The following is a 21,743-nucleotide window of genomic DNA, read 5'->3' as shown; positions in this document are numbered from 1 at the left end:
ATGCAGCTTTGAGCTTTGATTGTCATGTAATTATTAACCATTTCTGGTGGCCCCGTGAATTACGCCGGCACGTCCGACGCCACGCATTTTTCCAAAGGCCTTGGCGAACACACCAGGGAAAGCGTGCGTCTCGATGCACCGCCCGCGCACGCCCCGTCCGATGCGATCGTCGTTCCTGACGCCCACTTCCTGTTCAATGCTGATTTCAAGCGTTCGGGCGCCGACCTGATCCTTTCCGGCGACGGGCGGGAGCTGGTGCTGCATGACTATTTCAAGGGAGAAAAGCGCGCACCCCTGGCCTCGCCCGACGGTGCCCACCTCAGCGGTGATCTCGTCAGCACGTTGACCGGCTCGGTCCAGGTCAGTCAGGCCGGCGGCACGCCGGCAGCCGGCCAAGTGACCGGTCAAGTGATCGGTCATGTCACCAAATTGCAGGGCACTGCTACAGCCATCCGCAACGGCGTCTCCATCATCCTGCACCAGGGCGATAACGTCGAAAAAGGCGACGTCGTCCAATCGGGCTCGGATTCTACCCTCGGCATCACCTTCATCGATGGCACCGTGTTCGGCCTCGCGTCCAACGCGCGCATGGTGCTCAACGAGATGGTCTACGACCCAAACGGGTCGAACAATTCCTCGCTGATGAGTCTGGTCGCGGGGACGATTTCCTTCGTCGCGGGCGCCACTGCGAAGCACGGCGACATGAAGGTCGATACGCCCGTCGCCACCATGGGCATTCGCGGCACGGCCGTCCTGGTCCAGATCGATTTCACGGTGCCCGGTCAGAGCGGAACGCCGGACGCCAAGTTCCAGGTGCTTGTCGAGCCGGACGGCACGACCGGCTCGTACGTTCTGTTCGACAAGGTCACGCTGCAGCCGATTGCGGTGGTCAATCAGGCCGGACATCAAATCAATATCAGCAACGGTATCGTCACGCAGACAGATTCGGGGCTGCCGCCGGACGTCCAGAAGCTGATCACGGACGTCTTCTCGCTGAAGTTCTCCGATAACAGCAATCCGAAATCGACTACGCATTTCACTGACGTCGGCGTGTTGGAGAGCACGACCCCGCTGAAGTTGGCTGACGGATCAACGGCGGTCCCGACCTACTACGTTACGAATGCCGGCAGCAGCACGTCGCAATTCGAAACGTTCTCCAACTTTAACCCCCCGTCTCACATGCCGGGCAAGCCGAACGCGGTGGTGCTCGACGACGCGGGGAGGCCAGCCGCCACCTTCGCGCTGACCGAACGTCCGGGGAAGACGTCAGACGGCGCCGAATTCGACACCGTCAAGGGTGCGGTCAACTATGCCGACGTCAACGCGGGCGACCGGCCGTCCGTCTCGGTGAGCTTCAAGTCTTTCAGCTATCAGAATGCGCAGCACGCCAATCTCTCCCTGAATGCGTTGCAGCTTCGGGACATTGCCGCGACTGCGATCGACATCACCGTCGCGCAGGATCCCAATCACAAGAATTATGGGACCGCCACGTGGACTTACAGCGTTGCCGACAACGCGTTCGACTTCCTCGCGGCCGGAGAGACCCTGACGCTCACTTACATGGTGCGCGTCGACAACAATTTCGCGCCAAGCAACGAATATGCCGAGATCCCCATCACCATCACGGTGACCGGGACCAACGACAAGCCCGTCATTACCACCGGTGCGCAGAGCATTGCGTTTTCCGGCGGGACCAGCGTGCCCGGTGGTCCGCTGACCTCGAGCGATCCGACATCGGGAGTTCTCAGCTTCACGGATGTGGATCTCACCGATACCCACACCGTTTCCGTCGCGCTGACGTCTCCGCAACAGGGCAGTATTCCGCAAGCGCTCTGGGACCTGTTCAACAAAGCGCTCACGGCGTCGGTTGCGACCGACAGCACGGGGACCAGCAGCGGAACCGTGAACTGGAGTCTGGCGAATCTCCCTGCCTACGCCGCCGATTTCATCCCGGCCGGCCAGAAGGTGACGCTGACTTACACCGTGGCGATCACGGATTCGCAGGGTGCGACCACACAGCAGGCTGTGACGGTGACTATCACCGGCACCGACGAGCCGGCCGTGGTCTGGATCGCAACGACGAGCGGAGGCAACGGGGAGAGCAGAGCGGCGCCGCTTTTGTTGTGGCGCGACGGTGCAAACTGGGAGACCGGGCACGCGCCGACCGCCAACGATGACGTTGTTATCGTGACCGATCAGCTGCGTGGCCTCACTCCGGCCTTCCCGGTCACCATCGACACGGCAGCTTTTGCCAAGTCGGTGACGATGAACGATTACGGCGGCGGCAGCACGCCGGAGCTCGTTAATCTCAGCACGCTCACGATCGGCGGGACCCTCACCGTCAAGGCTGATGCACGCGTCACCAACTTCGTGGGCGCCACGATCAGCGTCAGCGGCCAAGCCGAATTTTCGGACCAGAGCGTGCTGAACAATGCAGGCACCCTGCGGCTCGCCGACGGCGGTGCATTCGGCGCCGATGCCAGCATCGCCAATACCGGCACGATCGAACTGGTCTCCGGCGCTCTGACGGTTCTGGGCGATCTCGTGAATGCGAACGAGACTGGCGCCGGGCTGATCCAGGTCGATCTCGGCGGCATGCTTGCGCTCAACGGTGGAAGCATCGCGGGTGGCACCATCGCGATCGATGGCGTCGGCGCGGTCCGAAACTTCGGCGTTGCATCGTCAGATCAGCCCAGTGACGGCGTGCTGAAGTTGCAAGACGGCGCGGTCCTGTCTGATGGTGAGCTGGATAGCTCGGGCAGCATTGTGGTCTCCGGCTTCGGCAATATGCTCCATGGCGAAGTCGTCACGAGCAGCGGCAAGCTCGAGCTCTTGATCGGCGGTGGACTGATCCTCGATCAGGGCACGTCGATCGACAATCGCGGCGGAGCCATCGCGGTCGATCAATCGGCAAAGCTCGCGCTGAACCATGCCGGTATCACCGGCGGCCAACTTACGAACGCCGGGACCGTCGCTCTCACCGGCTACGCCGCCCTGATCGGCGGTACATTAGAAAATCATGGCGCGGTGACCGTCGCCGGTTGGGGCAATCTGCTGGCGGGTGAGACCGTCAGCAACGATGAAGCTGCGGGCCTCACCATCGCTGTTTTTGGCGCACTGGCGCTTGCCGATACGGCGATCGCCAGCGGCACAGTGCACAATAACGGCGTCATTTCCGTGACTGGCGACAGCACGATCGATGGCGCTACGCTCGACGGTGGCGACCTCCTGGTCGGTATGGTGGCCACGTCCTATGGCCAGTCTGGCCAGACCGAACTCGTCAGTCAGGCGCAACAAAGCTCGTCTGAGGGGCCGTGGTCGCCGGTCAGCCTGACGCTTCAGGGCGGTGCGATCGTCGCCGGCACTGACATCGCGATCGGTCATGGCGATGTGCTCGATATTGCCGCTGCCGGCGCCACGCTCTCGCACGTCGGGGTCGACAATGCCGGCGCTGTAAGAGTCGAACATGCCGCACTGCTGGTGCTGGAGCACAGCACCGTTGCGGGTGGACACCTTGTCAATGCGGGCACGGTCCATATCGAGACCGATGCCGCCACGACCTTCGACAATGTCAGCCTCGACAACAGCCAAGGCACGATCATCGTCGACGACGAGGGTAATGCGCCGGTACCATCGACTCTCGTTCTTGATGGCAATACGACCATCACGGGCGGACTCGTTACCGTCGGCATCGTGGGCACGCTCGAGATCGCGGGAGCCGGAGCGACCCTCGCAGGCGTTCATGTGGGCAATTTCGGCGCTCTCACGGTCGACGAGGGAGCAACCTTCAAACTGATCGGCACAGACATCAACGGCGACGGCATCTTCCAGGTGTCGGGGACCGTGGATGTGAGCGGGCACAGCAGCTTCAGCGGCACGGTCATCAACTATGGCACGATCGAGATCACGGGCGGCACGTTCGAGGTTACCGGCTCGATCTCGGGAACGGGTCACGTCATCGTCGACGCCGGAGCGACGCTCGCGCTCGACGGTTCGAGCACGCAGGCGATCACGTTCGGTGAGCCGGGCGGCATGCTCGTGCTCGGCGGCACCAGCTTCGACGGCAAGATCGAAAGTCTCGCCGTATCCGACAAGATCGATCTCACGGGCATCGAGTTCGATGACAATCCCACGGCGACCTATGATTCAAAGACCGGCATCCTCACCGTCAGTGACAGTGACGGCCATAAGGCAAGCCTGACGCTGAGCGGTGGAGACTATAGCGACGTCCACTTCGCGATCTCCAACGATGGTGATAATGGCACGCTGATCACGCTGGACCATGTGCCGGTGATCACCAGCGATGCACAGCTCGGCAGCATCACCGAACGCGCCTGTACAACCGGGTCTGATCTGCCGGATACGGCGAGCGGGGTCATCACCTTCACCGATGCCGATGTGAGCGATACGCATGTCGCGAAGGTGACTGGCATCAGCGTTTCCGGTGACAAGAGCGGACTGCCGGACCAGCTTGCTCTGACGAGCTGGCTGTCGCTCGGCACTCTGATCGATTCAAAGGACGGTGCGCCGGGATCGCAGGCCTGGAGCTTCTCGGCCCAGGACAAGGCGTTCGACTATCTGAGTGCCGGTCAATCGGTGACGCTGACCTATACCGTCGAGATCGCTGACGGGCATGGCGGTGTCGTCGACACGCCGGTGACGATCACGATCACCGGCTCCGAGGATGCGCCTCAGCCCGTCGGCGAAACCAATCCGCCGGTTCAGACCGTCGTTCTTACCAACTCGCCGGTCGTGCTTGCCACTGGTACGACGACCAATACAGATGGGTTGCGAACCGAGACGTTCGATCATGTTTGGGCCGGCTCGCCGAGCAACAACGGGCATGGTCATGGCAATTTCTACAGTGAGGCGCTGCATGCATGGTTCTCGGCCTATGGCGATGCCGGAGTGGTTCATGGCGGCTCGTCCGGCTCGGTGCCGCCTTATCTCGGCGATGGCCATCAGGACGGCACGAACTATCTGAGCGTTGGCGCTCACGCCGCCGAAACCATCACTTTCGACAGCCCGAAGAACACGTTCGGCCTGTATTGGGGCTCGGTCGATAGCTACAACAGCATTTCGTTCTATGACGGCAACAAGCTGGTCGCCTCCTATTCCGGCGACGATATCAGCCCGCTGCTTGCCAATGGCAACCAGGGCTCTTTGACGTCGAACGGCTATGTCGAGTTCCACGATCTTGTGCCCTTCGACAAGGTGGTGCTGACCAGCAGCAGCGACGCGTTCGAGCTCGACAATGTATCGGCCGGTTATGTCCACGATGCACATGTCAAGCTCGCCGGCGCGATCACCGGGACGCTCACCGTGATCGACAAGGATGTCGGCGACACCTTGACGGCCTCCGTGATCGGAGATGCCGTCGTGAAGTATAATGGTTCGTGCCACCTGCCGGACGATTTCGATATCGACGCGCTGACCGATTCCCACGCTGTCAGCTTCGACAGTGCCGTGTCCGACGGCAAATCGGACGTGCTGCATTGGAGCTACCATCCGAGTGGCGCCAATCTCGACTTCCTGAAGCCCGGCGATACGCTGACGCTGACTTACCTCGCGAAAATCAGCGATGGGCACGGTACCTTCGGCTTGCAGCCGTTGACGGTGACCATCAGCGGCAATGGGTCGTCGACGGTCTACGGTACGGCGCAGAACGACACGTTCCAAGACGTTGGTGGCGGGGTCACGATCTTCGGCAAAGGCGGTAACGACAGTTTCGTGTTCAATTCACATTTCGGCAGCGCGACCATCGCCGACTTCGACGTCCGGAACGACACCATCGAGTTCGATCACTCGGTATTCAACTCCGTTCAGGCCGTTCTGAACGGCGCCCATTCCGCCAATTCCGGCCATGATACCGTCATCACCGATGCGGCCCATGATACGATCACGCTGAAGGGCGTGACGCTGGCGCAGCTACAGGCGCATCAGAACGATTTCCACATCGTCTAGCGGAGCTAGAGCGTTCCGCGGGCCTGCGTAGCCGGAGACGTTGCCAAGTGCGATCGGCTTCGGGATAAAGAGCCGGTCGTTTTGCGATCGCACGGCCGCCTCGCGGCGTAGCAGCGGAGTCCCATGAAGCGGTTGAAAGCAGTGCCACGCTGGTTCGCGCGCAGGTTCGGCTATGCGCGGCTGGTCTGCCTCGTGCTGCTGACGGGGTGTGCGGCCCTGCGGCTCGCCGATCCTGCGCCGGTCCAGGAAGTGCGCGTGCGCACCTTTGACAATTTCCAGGCGCTTCGGCCGCGTGTGAAGACGATAAGGCCGGTCACGATCGTCGATATCGATGAGGCCAGCCTTGCCAGCCCGAAGCTTGGGCAGTGGCCGTGGCCGCGAACGCGGCTTGCGGAGATCGTTACCGATCTGACGCGGCTGGGTGCCGTCGTGATCGCTTTCGACGCTGTATTCGCCGAGCCGGACCGGCTCAACCCCGATATCGCTGCCGATACCTTTCAGGATCTCGATGAAGCGACGCGCGACAAGCTGCGAGCCTTGCCGTCGAATGACCAGGTGTTCGCGGATGCCTTGCGCAAGTCGCTCGTCGTGCTCGGCGAATCCGGCGGTCCCATAGTGCAGAGCAATCTCGACAAGACGCTGCCGGTCACCGGTCTTGCGGTTCGCGGCGCGGAGCCGCAGCCGTTCATGTGGAATTTTCCCGGGCTGTTGCGCAACCTGCCGGTGATCGAGCACGCGGCTGCCGGCCGCGGCCTGTTTACCATCAAGCCGGAGCGCGACGGCATCATCCGCAGGGTGCCGATGATCATGGTGGCCCAAGGCGTGGTCATGCTGTCCTTGAGCTTCGAGATGCTGCGGGTCGCGGGCCGTTCCGATACGATCCTGACCAAGGCGGATGAGGGTGGCATTATCAGCCTGTCGTTCCCGGGCCTGGTGATCCCAACCGACGCCAATGGCCAGCTCTGGCTGCATTATGCGCCGCACGATCCCTCGATCTATGTGTCGGCGATCGATGTGCTGGAAGGCCGCGTCCCACCGGAGAAGATCCAGGGCAAGCTGGTCTTGATCGGCACCTCCGCCACCGGCCTCAACGACATCAAGACCACGCCGGTGTCGCCCGCCATGCCCGGAGTGGAGGTGCATGCGCAAGTCCTGGAAAGCGCATTGACCGGCGGCATCGTCCGGCAGCCGAACTGGGGCTTCGCGGCGGAGTTCTTCGTTGCGGTGACGTTGGGGCTGCTGGTCATCGGCTTCGCGCCGCAGCTCGGGGCGGTCACGCTGGTCGTCGCGGGCGGCGTGTTCGCGACATTGCTGATCGGCATCTCCTGGTACTGCTACACGCAGTATCGGCTCTTGATCGATTTCACCTATCCGATGTTCTCGACCACGGCGATCTACCTGACGCTGATCTTCGCGAGCTTCGTGCGCGAGCAGAGCCAGCGGCGGCAGATCCGTTCGGCGTTCGGGCAATATCTGTCGCCGGCATTGGTCGAGCAGCTCGCGCATTCGCCGGAGAAGCTCGTGCTCGGCGGGGAGGAGCGCGAGATGACCATCATGTTCTCCGACGTGCGTGGCTTCACCACGATCTCGGAGAGCTACAAGCACGATCCGCAAGGATTGACGCGGCTGATGAACCGCTTCCTGACACCGCTCACCAATGCGATCCTGCTCCGCAAGGGCACGATCGACAAATATATGGGCGATGCCATCATGGCGTTCTGGAACGCGCCGCTCGATGATCCCCAGCATCAGCTGAATGCCTGCGAAGCGGCGCTCGACATGCTGGAGCGGGTCGATGCGCTGAACAAGGAGCGTGAAAGCGAGGCCGAGCATGGCGGCCACGTCTACATCCCACTCAATGTCGGCGTCGGCCTGAATACCGGCACCTGCGTGGTCGGCAATCTCGGCTCCGACCTCCGCTTCGACTATTCAGTGCTGGGCGACAGCGTCAACCTGGCGTCGCGCCTCGAAGGCCAGTCGAAGGAATACGGCTTTCCGATCATCGTCGGCTCGAAGACCGCACTCGCGGTCAAGGACAGGCTCGCGATCCTCGAACTCGACTTCATCATGGTCAAGGGCAAGAAGGAGCCGGAGGTGATCTACGCCATCACCGGCCGCGAGGATGTGATGTATTCCGAACGTTTCCAGCAGCTGCGCAATCTCACCATCGAGACGCTGGCAGCCTATCGCAGCCGCGATTGGGAGGAGGCGCTGGCGGCGATCGCGCGCGGTCGCAAGACCAGCCATGGCGACGAACTGGCGAAGCTTTACGACCTTTACGAAGTGCGAATCCGCAACTACCAGATCAATCCGCCGCCGGAAGATTGGAACGGCGCCTACGCATTGCTGACGAAATAACAGGTGCTCCGATTCCGATGTCGCAGCGGTCGCGGCGGATCTCGTTGGCGATTTTCGGTATCAATGCGCAGCCGAACTTCGAAAGCCGGACCTAGCGGCGCTTGTTAGCTGCCGCGCGATGACAATCATTTGCAGACAACGTAAGCCGAGTAGGGTGGGCAGCGCGTGCTGCGCCCTTCTGCCGGGGCGTGGCGAGTGGAGTGCGGCGGCGGGAGGCTTCGCTTGGCGCGCGGCAGCTTGCCCGGATCGTGTTTCGATGACGATGGGGCGATCACACCTGCAGGTCCGTTGGATGATGTCTGGGCGTCCACGGCCACGAGCTTGCTGATGAGCGCGAGCACGACGACCGTGAGCTTGACGGCACGATAATGCGTGCTGCGCTGCAGGATCGGTACAGGGATAACGCGATCGAACAGATGTCTAGCACTTCGCGTTTGTTGCCTGGCTGCAACAGCGGGACAAGAAGCATCTTGCATCATGTGAGGTCGGGTTGTGCGAATCCGGGCGAATTCATAGCATAACTCTACTCATGATAGAAATTGCTGCAGATGGGGGCATCGATGCAGTGTTCCGAGGACAAGAGTGCGGCTGCTCTGATGCAAAGAAGGTCGGCATGGGGGTCGATCAAGCATTTCTCTCTACCGGTCACGAGCGGCCTCATCGCGGCTGCGGCCTCTGTGCTCGGGGTCGGCGCGGTCTCGGCCGCGGATCTTCCGGTCAAGGCGCCGCCTCCGCCGGTTTCGCTGTGGGAGTTCGAGGTCGGTGCTCGCTATTTCTACAGCTCGGGCCGCACCCGCTACACGCTGGGCGATCCTTTCGTCGCTGGTCAGATCAATTCCCAGCTGACCTACAAGAATCTCAACAGCCATGCCGGTGAGGGCTTCGCCAGGGTCGATCACAATATCGGCTTCTTCGCTAAGGGCTTTGCAGGCGGCGGAAACATCTTCAACGGTACGCTCAACGACGAAGACTATCCGCCGGCGGTCATTCCATACTCGAACACTGTCAGCGACGTGAACAGCGGCAGGCTTTGGTACGGCACGATCGACGCCGGTTATAACTTCTGGAGAGGGCCGGCGTTCAAGGTCGGCGGCTTCGTCGGCTACAACCATTTCTACGAAACTGTCAACGCATACGGATGCGTTCAGGTTGCGACCAATCCGTTCATCTGCGGTTTCGATCCTGTTGCCGGAGGCGTGCTGGTGCTCAGCAAGACCGAGCACTGGGACTCGCTTCGCGTGGGGTTGAACGGCGTCTTCAAGCTCGGCCAGAACTGGAACGTCACTCTCGATGGCGCTGTTCTGCCCTACGTCCGTCTGACCGGCTTCGATAATCACTGGCTGCGGCCCGACATCAACCCGCTTCCGCAGTCCGGAAATGGCTGGGGCTATCAGCTCGAGGGCATCGTGTCATACGACGTGACGCGAAATTTCAGCGTCGGCGTCGGTGGCCGCTATTGGTACGCCCGGACGACCAGCGGGACCACGCAATTCCCAGGAGTCCCGGGATCGCCCACGACATTCAGCTACGAGCGGTACGGCGGCTTTCTCCAAGCGTCGTACAAGTTCGACTCGGGCGCGTTGGTCGCCGGCAAATGAAATATTGGCTGTCGTGCTGAAGAAGCCCGGCAGATGGCCGGGCTTCTTTGCGCGTGCGACGGCCGTCGGCGCGGACAGTTACTCCACGCCGATCGTCGTCAGGTCCTGGAACCAGTGCTGCGCCTGCACGAACTTCTTGATCTTCGGCGACAGCGCATGCGGGTTGGTGTCGTGCACGACCCACACCAGAACGGCATCGTCCACGACCAGCGCATGCGCCTGGGCGATCAGCTCGTCCTGCTTGGTCGGATCGAAGGTCTGCTTGGCCTCGTTGATCAGCGCATCCACTTTGGGATTCTTGTAGCCGCCCCAGTTGACGCCGACCGGCGCGATCTGGTCCGAGGCGAAGAAGCGCACGATCGCGTAGAGCGGATCAGAGGTGACGTAGGCAATGTTGTTGGCAGTGATGCCGGCGTTCATCTCGTCGGCCGCACCCTTGCGCCAATGCGTATAGAGGGTTTCGAGCTCGACCACCTTGAAGTCGATGTCGATGCCGATCTCCTTGAAGCTCTGCTGCAGGAATTCGTTCATCGGCAGTGACAGCATCTGTCCGGTGCCGCCCTGTGCGATGATGAAAGTCGTCTTCAGCGGCTTGTTCTTGGAGTAGCCGGCTTCCTCGACCAGCTTCTTCGCTGCGGCAAGATCATATTTGAGGTCGAAGGTTGGCTTTCCGAACCACGGGCTCGACGGGTCGACCTGGCCCTTGGCGGGCTTGGCGAGGCCGTTCATCAGCCCGACCACCGCGTCGCGGTCGATCGCGAGATTGAGCGCCTTGCGCAGCCGGATGTCGGTCCAGGGCGAACCCGGCAGCACACTCAGGTGATAGTTCCAGACGTGCGGCGTGATGTTGTCGACGATCTTCATGCCGGCGGCCTTGAGCTGCGGCACGGCATCCGGTGCCGGCGTCTCGATCAGGTCGACCTGACCGGCGAGCAGCGCGTTGGTGCGGGTCAGCGCTTCCGGCATCGGCACCAGCACCAGCTTGTCGACTTTCGGAATCCTGTTCTTGTCCCAATAGTCGGGGTTTTTGCTGAGCTCGGCGAGCTCGCGCGGCACCAGCTTGGTCAGCTTGAACGGGCCGGTACCGGAGGGCTGGCTGGCGAACTTGTCCCAATCCTTGCCGAGTTTCTCGTATTGCGCCGGGCTCGAAATCAGGAACCAGAGCATCTGGTAGGGGAAGAAGGAGTCGACCGTCTTGGTCGTGATCTCCACCGTATAATCATCGACCTTGGCGTAGCTGGCGACTGAAGGCAGGCGGGTCTTCACCTGGGCGCTCTGCCGCTTGTCGAACTGCGGTGCCTTATCATTGAGCACCTTGTCCAGATTCCAGATTACGGCGTCGGCATTGAAGTCGCTCCCATCATGGAACTTGACGCCCTTGCGCAACGTGAAGCGCCATTTGGTCTTATCGGCATCGCTGACCTTCCACTCCGTGGCGAGTCCGGGAATCAGCTTGCCGGGCTTGTCGCCGGTGCTCATGTCCCACGCCACCAGCGGATCGTAGATCGTATAGCCGGTAAACTGATAGGCCCCGGCGCCACGGTCGGGCTGGCCGGTGGTCAGGGGAATGTCGGCCATCGACATGCCGTAGCGCACGACGGTCTCGGCGCTTGCTGAAAGCGGGGATAGGCTGATCGCCAATGCGGCGGCAAGCAGCGAGAGTCGGTGACGCATGCAGGAAACTCCGATCGGAATGGGGTGATATCAGCGAGAAACGCTCGAATTTGACCGGCCCAAAGCTGCAAGCCCGATGCCAAGCGGTGGCCGAATTCGTTTGAGTACAAACGAGTGTGATCAAACGCCGCAGCTGCCCCGAAAATGTCCTCCTTGGCACAGGCGTTGCATACAGTGCTCAACAATTAGCCAGCCAAATTGGAGATTGATATCGTGCTGTTGCGCTTAGTGAATTCCCCGAACGGTCGTGCAGCCTTTGCGGCCGCGATGCTGGCGACGGTTTCGCTTGCCATGTTGCCGGCGCGGGCTGGCGCGGAATCCGTTCTGCGCATCGGCATGACCGCGGCCGACATTCCGCGCACGCTTGGCCAGCCGGACCAGGGATTCGAAGGCAATCGCTTCACCGGCGTCACCATGTTCGACAGCCTGACGATGTGGGACCTGTCGTCGGCGGAGAAGCCCAGCGTGGTGATCCCGGGCCTCGCCACCGAGTGGAAGATCGATGATGCCGACAAGACCAAGTGGATCTTCAAGCTGCGTCCCGGTGTCATGTTCCACGACGGCTCGCCGTTCAATGCCGATGCGGTGGTGTGGAACGTCGAGAAGGTCCTGAAGCGGGACGCGCCGCAATTCGATGCGAGCCAGGTCGGTGTCACGGCCTCGCGCATGCCGACGCTGGTCTCGGCGCGCAAGATCGACGACATGACCGTGGAGCTGACGACGAAGGAGCCGGACAGCTTCCTGCCGATCAATCTCACCAACCTCTTCATGGCGAGCCCTACGAAGTGGCAGAAGTTCTATGATGCCGCGAGTGGAGATGCGAAGGCCAAGTCGCAGGCAGCTTGGGATGCGTTCTCGAAGGATGCCTCGGGCACCGGTCCCTGGATGATGGCGAAATTTACGCCACGCGAGCGGCTCGAGTTGGTCAAGAACCCGAACTACTGGGACAAGGGGCGCATCCCGCATGTCGACAAGATGGTGCTGCTGCCGATGCCGGAAGCCAATGCGCGCACGGCGGCGCTGCTGTCGGGGCAGGTGGATTGGATCGAGGCGCCGGCGCCCGATGCCTTGCCCGAGATCAAGCAGCGCGGATTCAAGCTCTACGCCAATGAGCAGCCGCATGTCTGGCCCTGGCAGTTCTCCCGCGTCGAAGGTTCGCCCTGGAACGACATCCGCGTCCGCAAGGCGGCCAATCTCTGCATCGACCGCGAAGGCCTGAGGGACGGTTTGCTGGCCGGCCTCATGGTGCCGGCGACCGGCACGTTCGAGCCGGGGCATCCCTGGCGCGGCAACGTGACCTTCCAGATCAAGTACGACAAGGCCGCGGCGCAGAAGCTGATGCAGGAGGCCGGCTACGGCCCGAACAAGCATCTGGAGGTGAAGGTGCAGACCTCGGCCTCCGGCTCCGGCCAGATGCAGCCGCTGCCGATGAACGAGTATCTGCAGCAGGCGCTCGCCGAGTGCTATTTCGACGTCAAGCTCGACGTGATCGAGTGGAACACGCTGTTCACCAATTGGCGGCGCGGCGCCAAGGATCCGTCGGCGAACGGTGCTAATGCCACCAACGTGACCTATGCCGCGATGGATCCGTTCTTCGCGCTGGTGCGCTTTCTGCAGTCCTCGATGGCGCCGCCGGTCTCGAACAATTGGGGCTACATCAACAATCCGAAGTTCGACGAGCTCGTGAAGAAGGCGCGCCAGACCTTCGATCCGGCCGAGCGCGACAAGGCGCTGGCCGAGTTGCATGCAGCCTCGGTCGACGATGCGGCGTTCCTCTATGTCGCGCACGACGTCGGACCGCGCGCCATGAGTCCAAAGGTGAAGGGCGTGATCCAGCCGAAGAGTTGGTTCATCGACTTCTCGCCGATCTCCGTGGAGCCATAGGTCTCATGTGCTGCTAACCCGCTCCTCTTGCGCCGCTGCGCTCCCTCCTCCCTTGCGGGGGAGGGTTGGGGAGGGGGGGACTCCGGCGGCAGTCTTTTGTGGACCCCACCCCCGCCCCCTCCCCGCAAGGGGGAGGGGAGCTGAAGCAACGTCTCCCAAGGGAGATGAGAAGAACTCAGGTGATACGTGCTTACTTACGTTGCCAGGCGGAGCGTCTATGCGATCCCGATCGTTCTCGGAGTCGCGCTGGTCTGCTTCATGCTCGTCCACATCACGCCCGGTGACCCGCTGGTTGCGGTGCTGCCGGCCGACGCATCGCAGGAGCTCGCGCAGCAATTGCGTGCGGCTTATGGCTTCGATCGTCCGCTGCCGGTGCAGTTCGGGCTGTGGCTGTGGCGTGCCCTCCATGGCGATCTCGGCAATTCGATCGCGACCGGGCGTCCAGTGCTCGCGGAGGTGCTGCGCGCGGTCTCAAACACCGTGACGCTCGCGATCGCAGCTGCGATCATCGGCTTTTCGCTCGGCCTGTTCTTCGGCCTGGTCGCCGGCTACTTCCGTGACACCTGGATCGACAAGGTCGCGACCTCGATCGCGATCGCCGGCGTGTCGCTGCCGCATTATTGGCTCGGCATGGTGCTGGTCATCATCTTCTCGGTCGAGCTGAACTGGCTGCCTGCGGTCGGCGCCGGTCCGTCCGGCTCAGGCGCATGGTCATGGGACTGGGCGCATCTGCGCTATCTGGTGCTGCCGGCAATCACGACCTCCGTGATCCCGATGGGCATCATCACGCGCACGGTGCGCGCACTCACCGGCGACATCCTCAGCCAGGATTTCGTCGAGGCCTTGCGCGCCAAGGGCCTGCGCGAAACCCAGGTGTTCCGTCACGTGCTGAAGAATGCCGCGCCCACCGCGCTTGCGGTGATGGGGCTGCAGCTGGGATACATGCTCGGCGGTTCGATCCTGATCGAGACCGTGTTTTCCTGGCCGGGCTCGGGGCTGCTGCTCAATTCCGCGATCTTCCAGCGCGACCTGCCGCTGTTGCAGGGCACGATCCTGGTGCTCGCGATGTTCTTCGTGATCCTCAACCTGCTGGTCGATATCGCGCAAGCCGCGATCGATCCGCGCATCAAGCGGGGATAGCGATGAGCGTCACTCCGTCGAGCACAATGCCCGATGCGGTCGTCCAGGCCGCGCCCGTTGCCAAAGGGCGCGGCTATTGGGCCACGGTCGGCCGCCGTATCGTCCGGGACAAGGTCAGCATGATCTGCGTCGCGGTCCTGCTGCTGATCTTCGTCTCCGCGCTGGTCGCGCCATGGCTCGGGCTGGCCGATCCTTATCAGGGTTCGATGATCCGCCGCCTCCGCCACATCGGCACGCCGGGCTATCTGCTCGGAACCGATGAGTTGGGCCGCGATATGCTGGCACGGCTGATCTATGGCGGACGGCTGTCGCTGCTGATCGGCATTTCGCCGGTGATCTTCGCCTTCGGCATCGGCACCGGCCTCGGTCTCGTCGCCGGCTATGTCGGCGGCTGGGTCAACACCGCGATCATGCGCACGATCGACGTCTTCTATGCCTTCCCGTCTGTGCTGCTGGCGATCGCGATCTCCGGCGCGCTCGGCGCCGGCATCGTCAATTCGATCGTCTCGCTGACCATCGTGTTCGTGCCGCAGATCACGCGGGTGGCCGAAAGCGTCACCACCGGCGTTCGCAATCGCGATTTCGTCGAGGCGGCGCGCGCCTCCGGCGCCGGCCCCTTCACGATCATGCGCGCGCACATGCTGGGCAATGTGCTCGGGCCGATCTTCGTCTACGCGACCGGGCTGATCTCGGTGTCGATGATCCTGGCCGCGGGCCTGTCCTTCCTCGGCCTCGGCACCAAGCCGCCGGAGCCGGAATGGGGATTGATGCTGAACACGCTGCGCACTGCGATCTACGTCAACCCCTGGGTGGCGGCGCTGCCGGGCGTCATGATCTTTGCGGTCTCGATCTGCTTCAATCTGCTCAGCGATGGCCTGCGCAGCGCCATGGACATCCGGAGCTGATGAGATGAGCGAGAGTGCTTCCATCGCCCACAGGCTGGAGCCGATCGAGGATCGCGGCGGCGCGGCGCAGCCGCTGCTGCAGGTCAATGGCCTCACCAAGCATTTCCCGGTGCGCGGCGGTCTGTTCGGCGCGCGCAAGACGGTGCGCGCGGTCGACGATGTGTCCTTCGCGATCCGCAAGGGCGAGACGGTCGGCATCGTCGGCGAGTCCGGCTGCGGCAAGTCGACCACCGCGCGGCTTCTGATGCAGCTGATGGACCGCGATGCCGGCGAGATCATCTATGACGGCATGCAGGTCGGGCACGAGCTCTCGTTGCGCGAGCTGCGGCGCGGCATGCAGATGGTGTTCCAGGACTCCTATGCCTCGCTCAATCCCCGCCTGACCATCGAGGAATCGATCGCGTTCGGTCCGAAGGTGCATGGCATGGCGGACCGACCGGCGCGTGCACTGGCCCGCGAGTTGCTGGGCAAGGTCGGCTTGCGCCCGGAGACCTTTGCGAACCGTTATCCGCATGAGATTTCCGGCGGCCAGCGCCAGCGCGTCAACATCGCGCGGGCCTTGGCATTATCGCCCCGCCTGGTCATTCTCGATGAGGCGGTGTCCGCGCTGGACAAATCGGTCGAAGCGCAGGTGCTCAACCTGCTGATGGACCTGAAGCGCGAATTCGGTCTGACGTATCTCTTCATCAGCCACGATCTCAACGTCGTGCACTACATCTCGGATCGCGTGCTGGTGATGTATCTCGGCGAGGTGGTCGAGCTCGGTCCGGTCGAACAGGTGTGGGCACGGCCTGCGCATCCCTATACGCGCGCGCTGCTCGCGGCGATGCCGTCGTCCGATCCGGACAAGCGCACCGAGGTGCCGCCGATCTCAGGCGATCCACCGAACCCGATCGATCCGCCGCCCGGCTGCCGGTTTCACACCCGCTGCCCGTTCGCGGAGCCGCTCTGCGCAAATGCCGCACCAAAATTGACCGAGCTCGATAGAATGGGGCATCAGGCCGCCTGTCACATGGCGGTCCCGGGATCAGGCCATAGCCGTGCGCCCTGAGAGACGAAGAGAACGAGAGAGCGAATGACCAAACCCACCCCACAAGCTGTGAGCGCGATCGCGGAGGTCGTAGGCCTTCCTGTCGACAAGGACGTCGCGACGCGAATCGCCAATTCGGTCGGGCCGGCCTTCGAAGGCTTCGCTCCGATTGCCGGCACCTTGCCGATGGATCTGGAGCCCGAAAGCTTTGTCGTGGCGCAAGCGATCAAGGTGGCGCGATGAGCACCGAGCCGGCCTTGATGACGCTCACCGAGGTTGCGAAAGCGATCGCCGCCAAGCAGCTCTCGTCCTATGAGGCGACGCGCTCCTGTCTGCACCGCATCGCGCAGTGGCAGCCGCATCTCAACGCCTTCATGGCGATCGAGTCGGAGCCCGCGCTGAAGGCGGCGGCCGAGGCCGATGCGGAGCTGGCCAAAGGTCATATCAAGGGCCCGCTGCATGGCGTGCCGCTCGCGCATAAGGACATGTACTACGACGCCGGTCACATCGCGACCTGCGGCTCCTTGATCCGGCGCGATTTCGTCGCCACCACGACCTCGACCGCGCTGCAGCGGCTGAAGGATGCCGGCGCCATCAGGCTCGGCACCCTGCAGATGGCGGAGTTTGCCTATGGCCCGACCGGCCATAACGCGCATTACGGAGCGGTGCAGAACCCCTGGAAGCTCGGCCACGTCACCGGTGGCTCGTCCTCCGGCTCCGGCTCCGCGGTGGCCGCACGCCTGACCTTCGCGGCGCTCGGCTCCGACACCGGCGGCTCGATCCGCATGCCCGCGCATTTCTGCGGCGTCACCGGGCTCAAGGTCACCTGGGGCCGCGTCAGCCGCGCCGGTGCGATGCCGCTGTCGCAATCGCTCGACACGGTCGGCCCGCTGGCGCAGACGGCGGAGGATTGCGCGCTGCTGCTCGGCTTGATGGCGGGGCCTGATCCGGAGGATCCGACTGCGAGCGCGGCTCCGGTCCAGGATTACGTCGCGGCCACGGCGGCCTCGATCAAGGGTCTCAGGATCGGCGTGCCGAAATCGTTCTATGTCGATGACCTCGATGCCGAGGTGGCGCGGGCGCTCGATGCGACGATTGCGCTGCTGAAGACCGAAGGCGCCGACGTCGTGCAGGTCGAACTGCCGGACCAGCGGCAGCTGTCTTCCGCGTGCCAGCTGGTGCTGGCGGTCGAGGCGGCCGCCTTCCACAAGCGCTGGATGATCGAACGTCCGCAGGATTACAGCGCGCAGGTGCTGATGCGGTTGCAGAACGCGCTCGCGATCCCGGGCGTCACCTATCTGGAGGCGCTGCGCTGGCGCGGCGCCGCCCTTGCCGCGCATGTCGCGGCGACGGCAAGCCTCGATGCCGTGATCGCACCGGTGGCGCCGGTCATCGCGCCTTCGATCGTCGAGAGCGACGTCGGCGGCGCGCCCGGCGCGGAAGCGGTGATCCAGCGGCTGACGCGCTTCACCCGTCCGGTCAACTATCTCGGCCTGCCGTCGCTGGCGATCCCGACGGGCTTCACGCCGTCGGGCCTGCCGGTCGGCATGCAGCTGATCGGACGTTCCTTCGACGAAGCGACGTTGCTCACGATCGGCGCCGCGTTCCAACGCGCCACCGACTTCCACGCCAGGGTGCCGAGCCTGCCATGAGTAGGACTGGTATATGCTGCCGCGTCGCTTCACCCTCCCCTGGAGGGGGAGGGTCGATTGCGAATGTAATGAGCAATCGGGGTGGGGTGACGGCCTCTCCTCTAGCTCGCAAGTCAATGGGGGCCTCACCCCACCCCGTCTCGCATTCCGCTGCGCTTCATGCGAGCCGACCCTCCCCCTCCAGGGGGAGGGTGGCAGTTCGCCTGAGCAACGTTGCCAAGCCGCTCCGATCACCAGTTGACATAGCCCTCTCATGACCCCTCTCGTCGAGATCAAGAACCTCAGCATCCGCTTCACCGGCGAGCGCACGGTTCACGCCGTGAACGATGTCAGCCTCACGCTCGGGGATGGCGAGGTGCTTGGGCTGCTCGGCGAATCCGGTTCCGGCAAGAGCGTGACCTTGCGGGCGCTGATGCGGCTCTTGCCGAAGAAGCGCACCCAGATCACGGGCAGCGTCAACGTCATGGGACGCGACGTGCTCGCGCTCGACGACGAGGAGCTGTCGCAGTTCCGTGGCCGTACGGTCTCGATGATCTTCCAGGAGCCGGGACTCGCGCTCGATCCGGTCTATCCGATCGGCCGGCAGATCGCCGAGACCGTGATGCGCCATGAGGGCAAGAGCTATGCGGACGGGCGCGCCCGTGCGCTGGAAATGCTCGATGTGGTCCGCATTCCCTCCGCCAAGCGACGGCTCGATTCCTATCCGCACGAGATGTCCGGCGGCATGCGCCAGCGGGCGATGATCGCGCTGGCGCTGGCGTGCCGCCCGAAGGTGCTGCTGGCGGACGAGCCGACCACGGCGCTCGATGCCACCGTCCAGATCCAGATCCTGCTCCTGTTGCGGGAACTGCAGCGCGAGTTCGGCATGTCCGTCATCTTCGTCACCCACGATATCGGGGTGGCGATCGAGATCTGCGATCGCGTCGCGGTCATGTATGCCGGCCAGATCGTGGAACAGGGCGGCCTGCGCGACATCGTCCGTACGCCCGTGCATCCTTACGCGCGTGGGCTGCTCGCCTCCACGATCCACGGTGCGAAGCGCGGGGAGCGGCTGCAGACCATTCCGGGCACACCGCCCTCGCTGGACCAGGCGCCGCGCAGCTGTTCCTTCGCCCCGCGCTGCAGCCTGGCCGAGGCGCGCTGCACCGAGGCGCTGCCGCCGAACGTTCCGATCGCATCGGATCATCTGGCGCGCTGCGTTCTGGCGGCGCAGGCGCCGACTGTTGCTGCGACGTAACGGTCGGCAACAAAGCCGTGCTGTAACACGTTACAAGCATTCACCGGAGTCGTCGGTTGGCCCGCGCCAGTTTATGGTCGCGCAGCCGAGCAGTCTGCGATGCGATGTGAGGACGTGCCATGTACGTGTCCAATGAAGGTATTTTGGTCATTCTGTTCGTCGGCCTGGTGGCAGGCTGGCTGGCCGGCAAGATCGTGCGCGGGACCGGCTTCGGTATTATCGGTGACATCGTCGTCGGTATTTGCGGCGCGCTGATCGCGAGCCTCCTGTTCCCCCGCCTTGGCATTCGTCTCGGGGTCGGTCTGGTCTCGGAAATCGTCTATTCGGCGCTTGGCGCCGTCATCCTGCTGCTGGTCGTTCGCCTGGTCCGGACCGGCGGCCGGCTCTAATTATGCGTATCTTTGCATGGTGCTGAACATTTCATCCGATCGCGCGACAGAGTGCTAACGCACGTTTACGTTAATCGCCGCGGCGTTGGACGCCTGTGACGGAAATCAGTATGAATCGCGGAGCGTACCGCTGAGCTCGTTCGCCGGCGGTGCTGCTGCCCAGTTGAAGAGATGGGATTGATGGCGGCCGCACCTGGTGTGAGGCATTCCGAACTCAGCGACGCATTGCGCAGCTGCCGTAGCGCCTTCCTCGGCGTCGGCGTGATGAGCTGCATCATCAATCTTCTCTACCTCACCGGCTCGATCTTCATGCTCGAGGTCTATGACCGCGTGCTGCCGAGCCGCAGCGTGCCGACCTTGATCGGTCTCGTACTGCTCGCCGCAGGCCTCTATCTGGCGCAAGGCGTGCTCGATCTGATCCGCGGCCGGGTTCTCGGCCGGATCGGAACCGCGCTGGACGAGAGCTTGAACGGGCGCGTGTTCGACACCATCGTCCGGCTGCCGCTCACGGTCGGCCGGCGCAATGAGGGACTGCAGCCGCTTCGCGATCTCGACAATGTCAGGGCGTTTCTCGGCAGCCAGGGCCCGAGCGCGTTTTTCGATCTGCCATGGCTGCCGCTCTATCTGGCGATCTGCTTCGCCTTCCACGTGCTGATCGGCGTCACCGCTCTGGCCGGGGCGATCGTCCTGGTGATCCTCACGCTGGTCACCGAATATCTGACCCGAGAGCCGGCCAAGCAGGCGATGGGGCTGGCGGCCCAGCGCAACGATCTCGCCACTGCGAGCCGCCGCAACGCCGAGGTCCTGGTCGCGATGGGCATGGCCGGCCGGCTGCTGCAGCGCTGGAGCGAGACCAACGAGAAATATCTCGCCGGCAATCAGCGCGCCAGCGACGTCGCCGGCGGGCTTGGCGCGATCGCGAAGGTGCTCCGCATGATGCTGCAATCATCGGTGCTGGCCGTCGGCGCCTATCTCGTCATCCATCAGGAAGCGACCGCCGGCATCATCATCGCGAGCTCGATTCTCAGCGGGCGGGCGCTGGCGCCGGTGGACCTCGCGATTGCGCATTGGAAGAGCTTTGTCACGGCGCGGCAGAGCTGGCGGCGGCTCAACCAGCTTCTGCAGGCGATGCCGGCCCGGCCGGCGCCGACCCTGCTGCAGCCGCCCGCGAGCCGGTTGTCGGTCGAGGGCATCTCGATCGCGGCGCCCGGGGACCAGAAGGTCGTGGTACAGGACGTCACCTTCGCGCTGTCGGCCGGCCAAGGGCTCGGCATCATCGGGCCAAGCGCGTCCGGCAAATCCTCGCTGGTGCGGGCGCTGGTCGGGGTCTGGCGGCCGGGGCGCGGCCATGTCCGGCTCGATGGCGCCGCGCTCGATCAATGGAGCTCCGACGAGCTCGGCCGCCACATCGGGTATCTGCCGCAGGATGTGGAGCTGTTTGCCGGCACGGTCGCGCAAAACATCTGCCGCTTCGATCCGCAGGCCTCGGCAGACAGCATTATTGCCGCAGCCAAGGATGCCGGCGTCCATGACATGATCATCAAGATGCGCGACGGCTACGATACGCAGGTCGGCGAGCAGGGCGCCGCGCTTTCCGCCGGTCAGGCGCAGCGGGTCGCGCTGGCGCGTGCGCTCTACGGCAATCCGTTCCTGATCGTGCTCGACGAGCCCAATTCCAATCTCGATACCGAGGGCGACGAGGCTTTGACGCGCGCGGTCCGCGCAGCGCGGGGACGCGGTGCGATCGTGGTGGTGGTGGCGCACCGTCCGATCGGGATCGAAGCGGTCGATCAGATCCTGGTCATGAAGGACGGCCGCATGCAGGCGTTCGGGCCGAAGGAGACGGTGCTGGCGCAGGTGCTGCAGCCACGGCCCACGGCGCCGATCAAGATCGTCTCCGAGGCCGGGTAGC

At 63.5% G+C, this 21,743-nt stretch carries 13 protein-coding genes; 12 read left to right on the top strand and 1 reads right to left on the bottom strand.

Features of this window, described 5'->3' with window-relative positions; all coding sequences use genetic code 11:
* The first annotated feature begins 54 nt into the window (after window positions 1-54).
* The 3 genes from QX034_RS09405 (at window position 55) to QX034_RS09395 (ending at window position 9,920) form a co-directional block, all read left to right on the top strand.
* Window positions 55-5,964, top strand: a complete 5,910-nt coding sequence (locus QX034_RS09405) for a VCBS domain-containing protein (RefSeq protein ID WP_315702832.1) — start codon at window positions 55-57, stop codon at window positions 5,962-5,964.
* Window positions 5,965-6,087: 123 nt separating this feature from the next.
* Window positions 6,088-8,322, top strand: coding sequence for an adenylate/guanylate cyclase domain-containing protein (locus QX034_RS09400; protein WP_315745327.1), 2,235 nt, complete (start codon window positions 6,088-6,090; stop codon window positions 8,320-8,322).
* A gap of 596 nt (window positions 8,323-8,918) precedes the next feature.
* On the top strand, window positions 8,919-9,920 hold the full coding sequence (locus QX034_RS09395; RefSeq protein WP_315702834.1) for a hypothetical protein: 1,002 nt from the start codon (window positions 8,919-8,921) through the stop codon (window positions 9,918-9,920).
* Between the two features lie 78 nt (window positions 9,921-9,998).
* Here QX034_RS09395 and QX034_RS09390 read toward each other — a convergent pair whose 3' ends face one another.
* Window positions 9,999-11,594, bottom strand: coding sequence for an ABC transporter substrate-binding protein (locus tag QX034_RS09390; protein WP_315702835.1), 1,596 nt, complete (start codon window positions 11,592-11,594; stop codon window positions 9,999-10,001).
* A gap of 267 nt (window positions 11,595-11,861) precedes the next feature.
* On the opposite strand from QX034_RS09390, the gene QX034_RS09385 reads away from it, so the two are divergent.
* From QX034_RS09385 to QX034_RS09345, 9 genes are all read left to right on the top strand, one after another.
* Window positions 11,862-13,478, top strand: a complete 1,617-nt coding sequence (locus tag QX034_RS09385) for an ABC transporter substrate-binding protein (RefSeq protein ID WP_315703184.1) — start codon at window positions 11,862-11,864, stop codon at window positions 13,476-13,478.
* A gap of 186 nt (window positions 13,479-13,664) precedes the next feature.
* On the top strand, window positions 13,665-14,618 hold the full coding sequence (locus tag QX034_RS09380; protein WP_315702836.1) for an ABC transporter permease: 954 nt from the start codon (window positions 13,665-13,667) through the stop codon (window positions 14,616-14,618).
* A 2-nt stretch (window positions 14,619-14,620) separates the two neighbouring features.
* Window positions 14,621-15,523 carry an ABC transporter permease gene (locus QX034_RS09375; protein WP_315702837.1) on the top strand — a complete coding sequence of 301 codons (903 nt, stop codon included), beginning with the start codon at window positions 14,621-14,623 and terminating at the stop codon, window positions 15,521-15,523.
* Window positions 15,524-15,527: 4 nt separating this feature from the next.
* Window positions 15,528-16,574 carry an oligopeptide/dipeptide ABC transporter ATP-binding protein gene (locus QX034_RS09370; RefSeq protein ID WP_315702838.1) on the top strand — a complete coding sequence of 349 codons (1,047 nt, stop codon included), beginning with the start codon at window positions 15,528-15,530 and terminating at the stop codon, window positions 16,572-16,574.
* 24 nt (window positions 16,575-16,598) lie between these two features.
* The gene (locus QX034_RS09365) at window positions 16,599-16,796 is read left to right on the top strand and encodes a hypothetical protein (protein WP_315702839.1); all 198 of its coding nucleotides are present in this window, start codon (window positions 16,599-16,601) and stop codon (window positions 16,794-16,796) included.
* Window positions 16,793-18,205 (top strand): amidase, encoded by a 1,413-nt coding sequence (locus tag QX034_RS09360; protein ID WP_315702840.1) that lies wholly within the window; start codon window positions 16,793-16,795, stop codon window positions 18,203-18,205. Before QX034_RS09365 ends, QX034_RS09360 begins: the two co-directional genes overlap by 4 nt.
* A gap of 253 nt (window positions 18,206-18,458) precedes the next feature.
* Window positions 18,459-19,442, top strand: a complete 984-nt coding sequence (locus QX034_RS09355) for an ABC transporter ATP-binding protein (RefSeq protein WP_315747589.1) — start codon at window positions 18,459-18,461, stop codon at window positions 19,440-19,442.
* A 119-nt stretch (window positions 19,443-19,561) separates the two neighbouring features.
* A complete protein-coding gene (locus tag QX034_RS09350; RefSeq protein WP_315702842.1) occupies window positions 19,562-19,831 on the top strand; it encodes a GlsB/YeaQ/YmgE family stress response membrane protein in 270 nt (89 codons plus the stop codon).
* Between the two features lie 180 nt (window positions 19,832-20,011).
* Entirely contained in the window at window positions 20,012-21,742 is a 1,731-nt protein-coding gene (locus QX034_RS09345; RefSeq protein WP_315702843.1) for a type I secretion system permease/ATPase, read from the top strand.
* Window position 21,743 lies beyond the last annotated feature (1 nt).

It is taken from the genome of Bradyrhizobium sp. SZCCHNR3119 (assembly GCF_032487775.1).
Classification (GTDB): domain Bacteria; phylum Pseudomonadota; class Alphaproteobacteria; order Rhizobiales; family Xanthobacteraceae; genus Bradyrhizobium.
Note: the sequence above shows the minus strand (reverse complement) of the source record. Positions and strands in the feature narration are given on the sequence as shown.

Excerpts from the sequence above, each read along its gene's own strand:
- QX034_RS09360 (WP_315702840.1), top strand. The coding sequence starts at position 16,793 with ATGAGCACCGAGCCGGCCTTGATGACGCTCACCGAGGTTGCGAAAGCG.
- QX034_RS09345 (WP_315702843.1), top strand. The coding sequence starts at position 20,012 with ATGGCGGCCGCACCTGGTGTGAGGCATTCCGAACTCAGCGACGCATTG.
- QX034_RS09350 (WP_315702842.1), top strand. The coding sequence starts at position 19,562 with ATGTACGTGTCCAATGAAGGTATTTTGGTCATTCTGTTCGTCGGCCTG.
- QX034_RS09375 (WP_315702837.1), top strand. The coding sequence starts at position 14,621 with ATGAGCGTCACTCCGTCGAGCACAATGCCCGATGCGGTCGTCCAGGCC.
- QX034_RS09385 (WP_315703184.1), top strand. The coding sequence starts at position 11,862 with ATGCTGGCGACGGTTTCGCTTGCCATGTTGCCGGCGCGGGCTGGCGCG.
- QX034_RS09390 (WP_315702835.1), bottom strand. The coding sequence starts at position 11,594 with ATGCGTCACCGACTCTCGCTGCTTGCCGCCGCATTGGCGATCAGCCTA.
- QX034_RS09395 (WP_315702834.1), top strand. The coding sequence starts at position 8,919 with ATGCAAAGAAGGTCGGCATGGGGGTCGATCAAGCATTTCTCTCTACCG.
- QX034_RS09355 (WP_315747589.1), top strand. The coding sequence starts at position 18,459 with ATGACCCCTCTCGTCGAGATCAAGAACCTCAGCATCCGCTTCACCGGC.
- QX034_RS09400 (WP_315745327.1), top strand. The coding sequence starts at position 6,088 with ATGAAGCGGTTGAAAGCAGTGCCACGCTGGTTCGCGCGCAGGTTCGGC.
- QX034_RS09370 (WP_315702838.1), top strand. The coding sequence starts at position 15,528 with ATGAGCGAGAGTGCTTCCATCGCCCACAGGCTGGAGCCGATCGAGGAT.
- QX034_RS09365 (WP_315702839.1), top strand. The coding sequence starts at position 16,599 with ATGACCAAACCCACCCCACAAGCTGTGAGCGCGATCGCGGAGGTCGTA.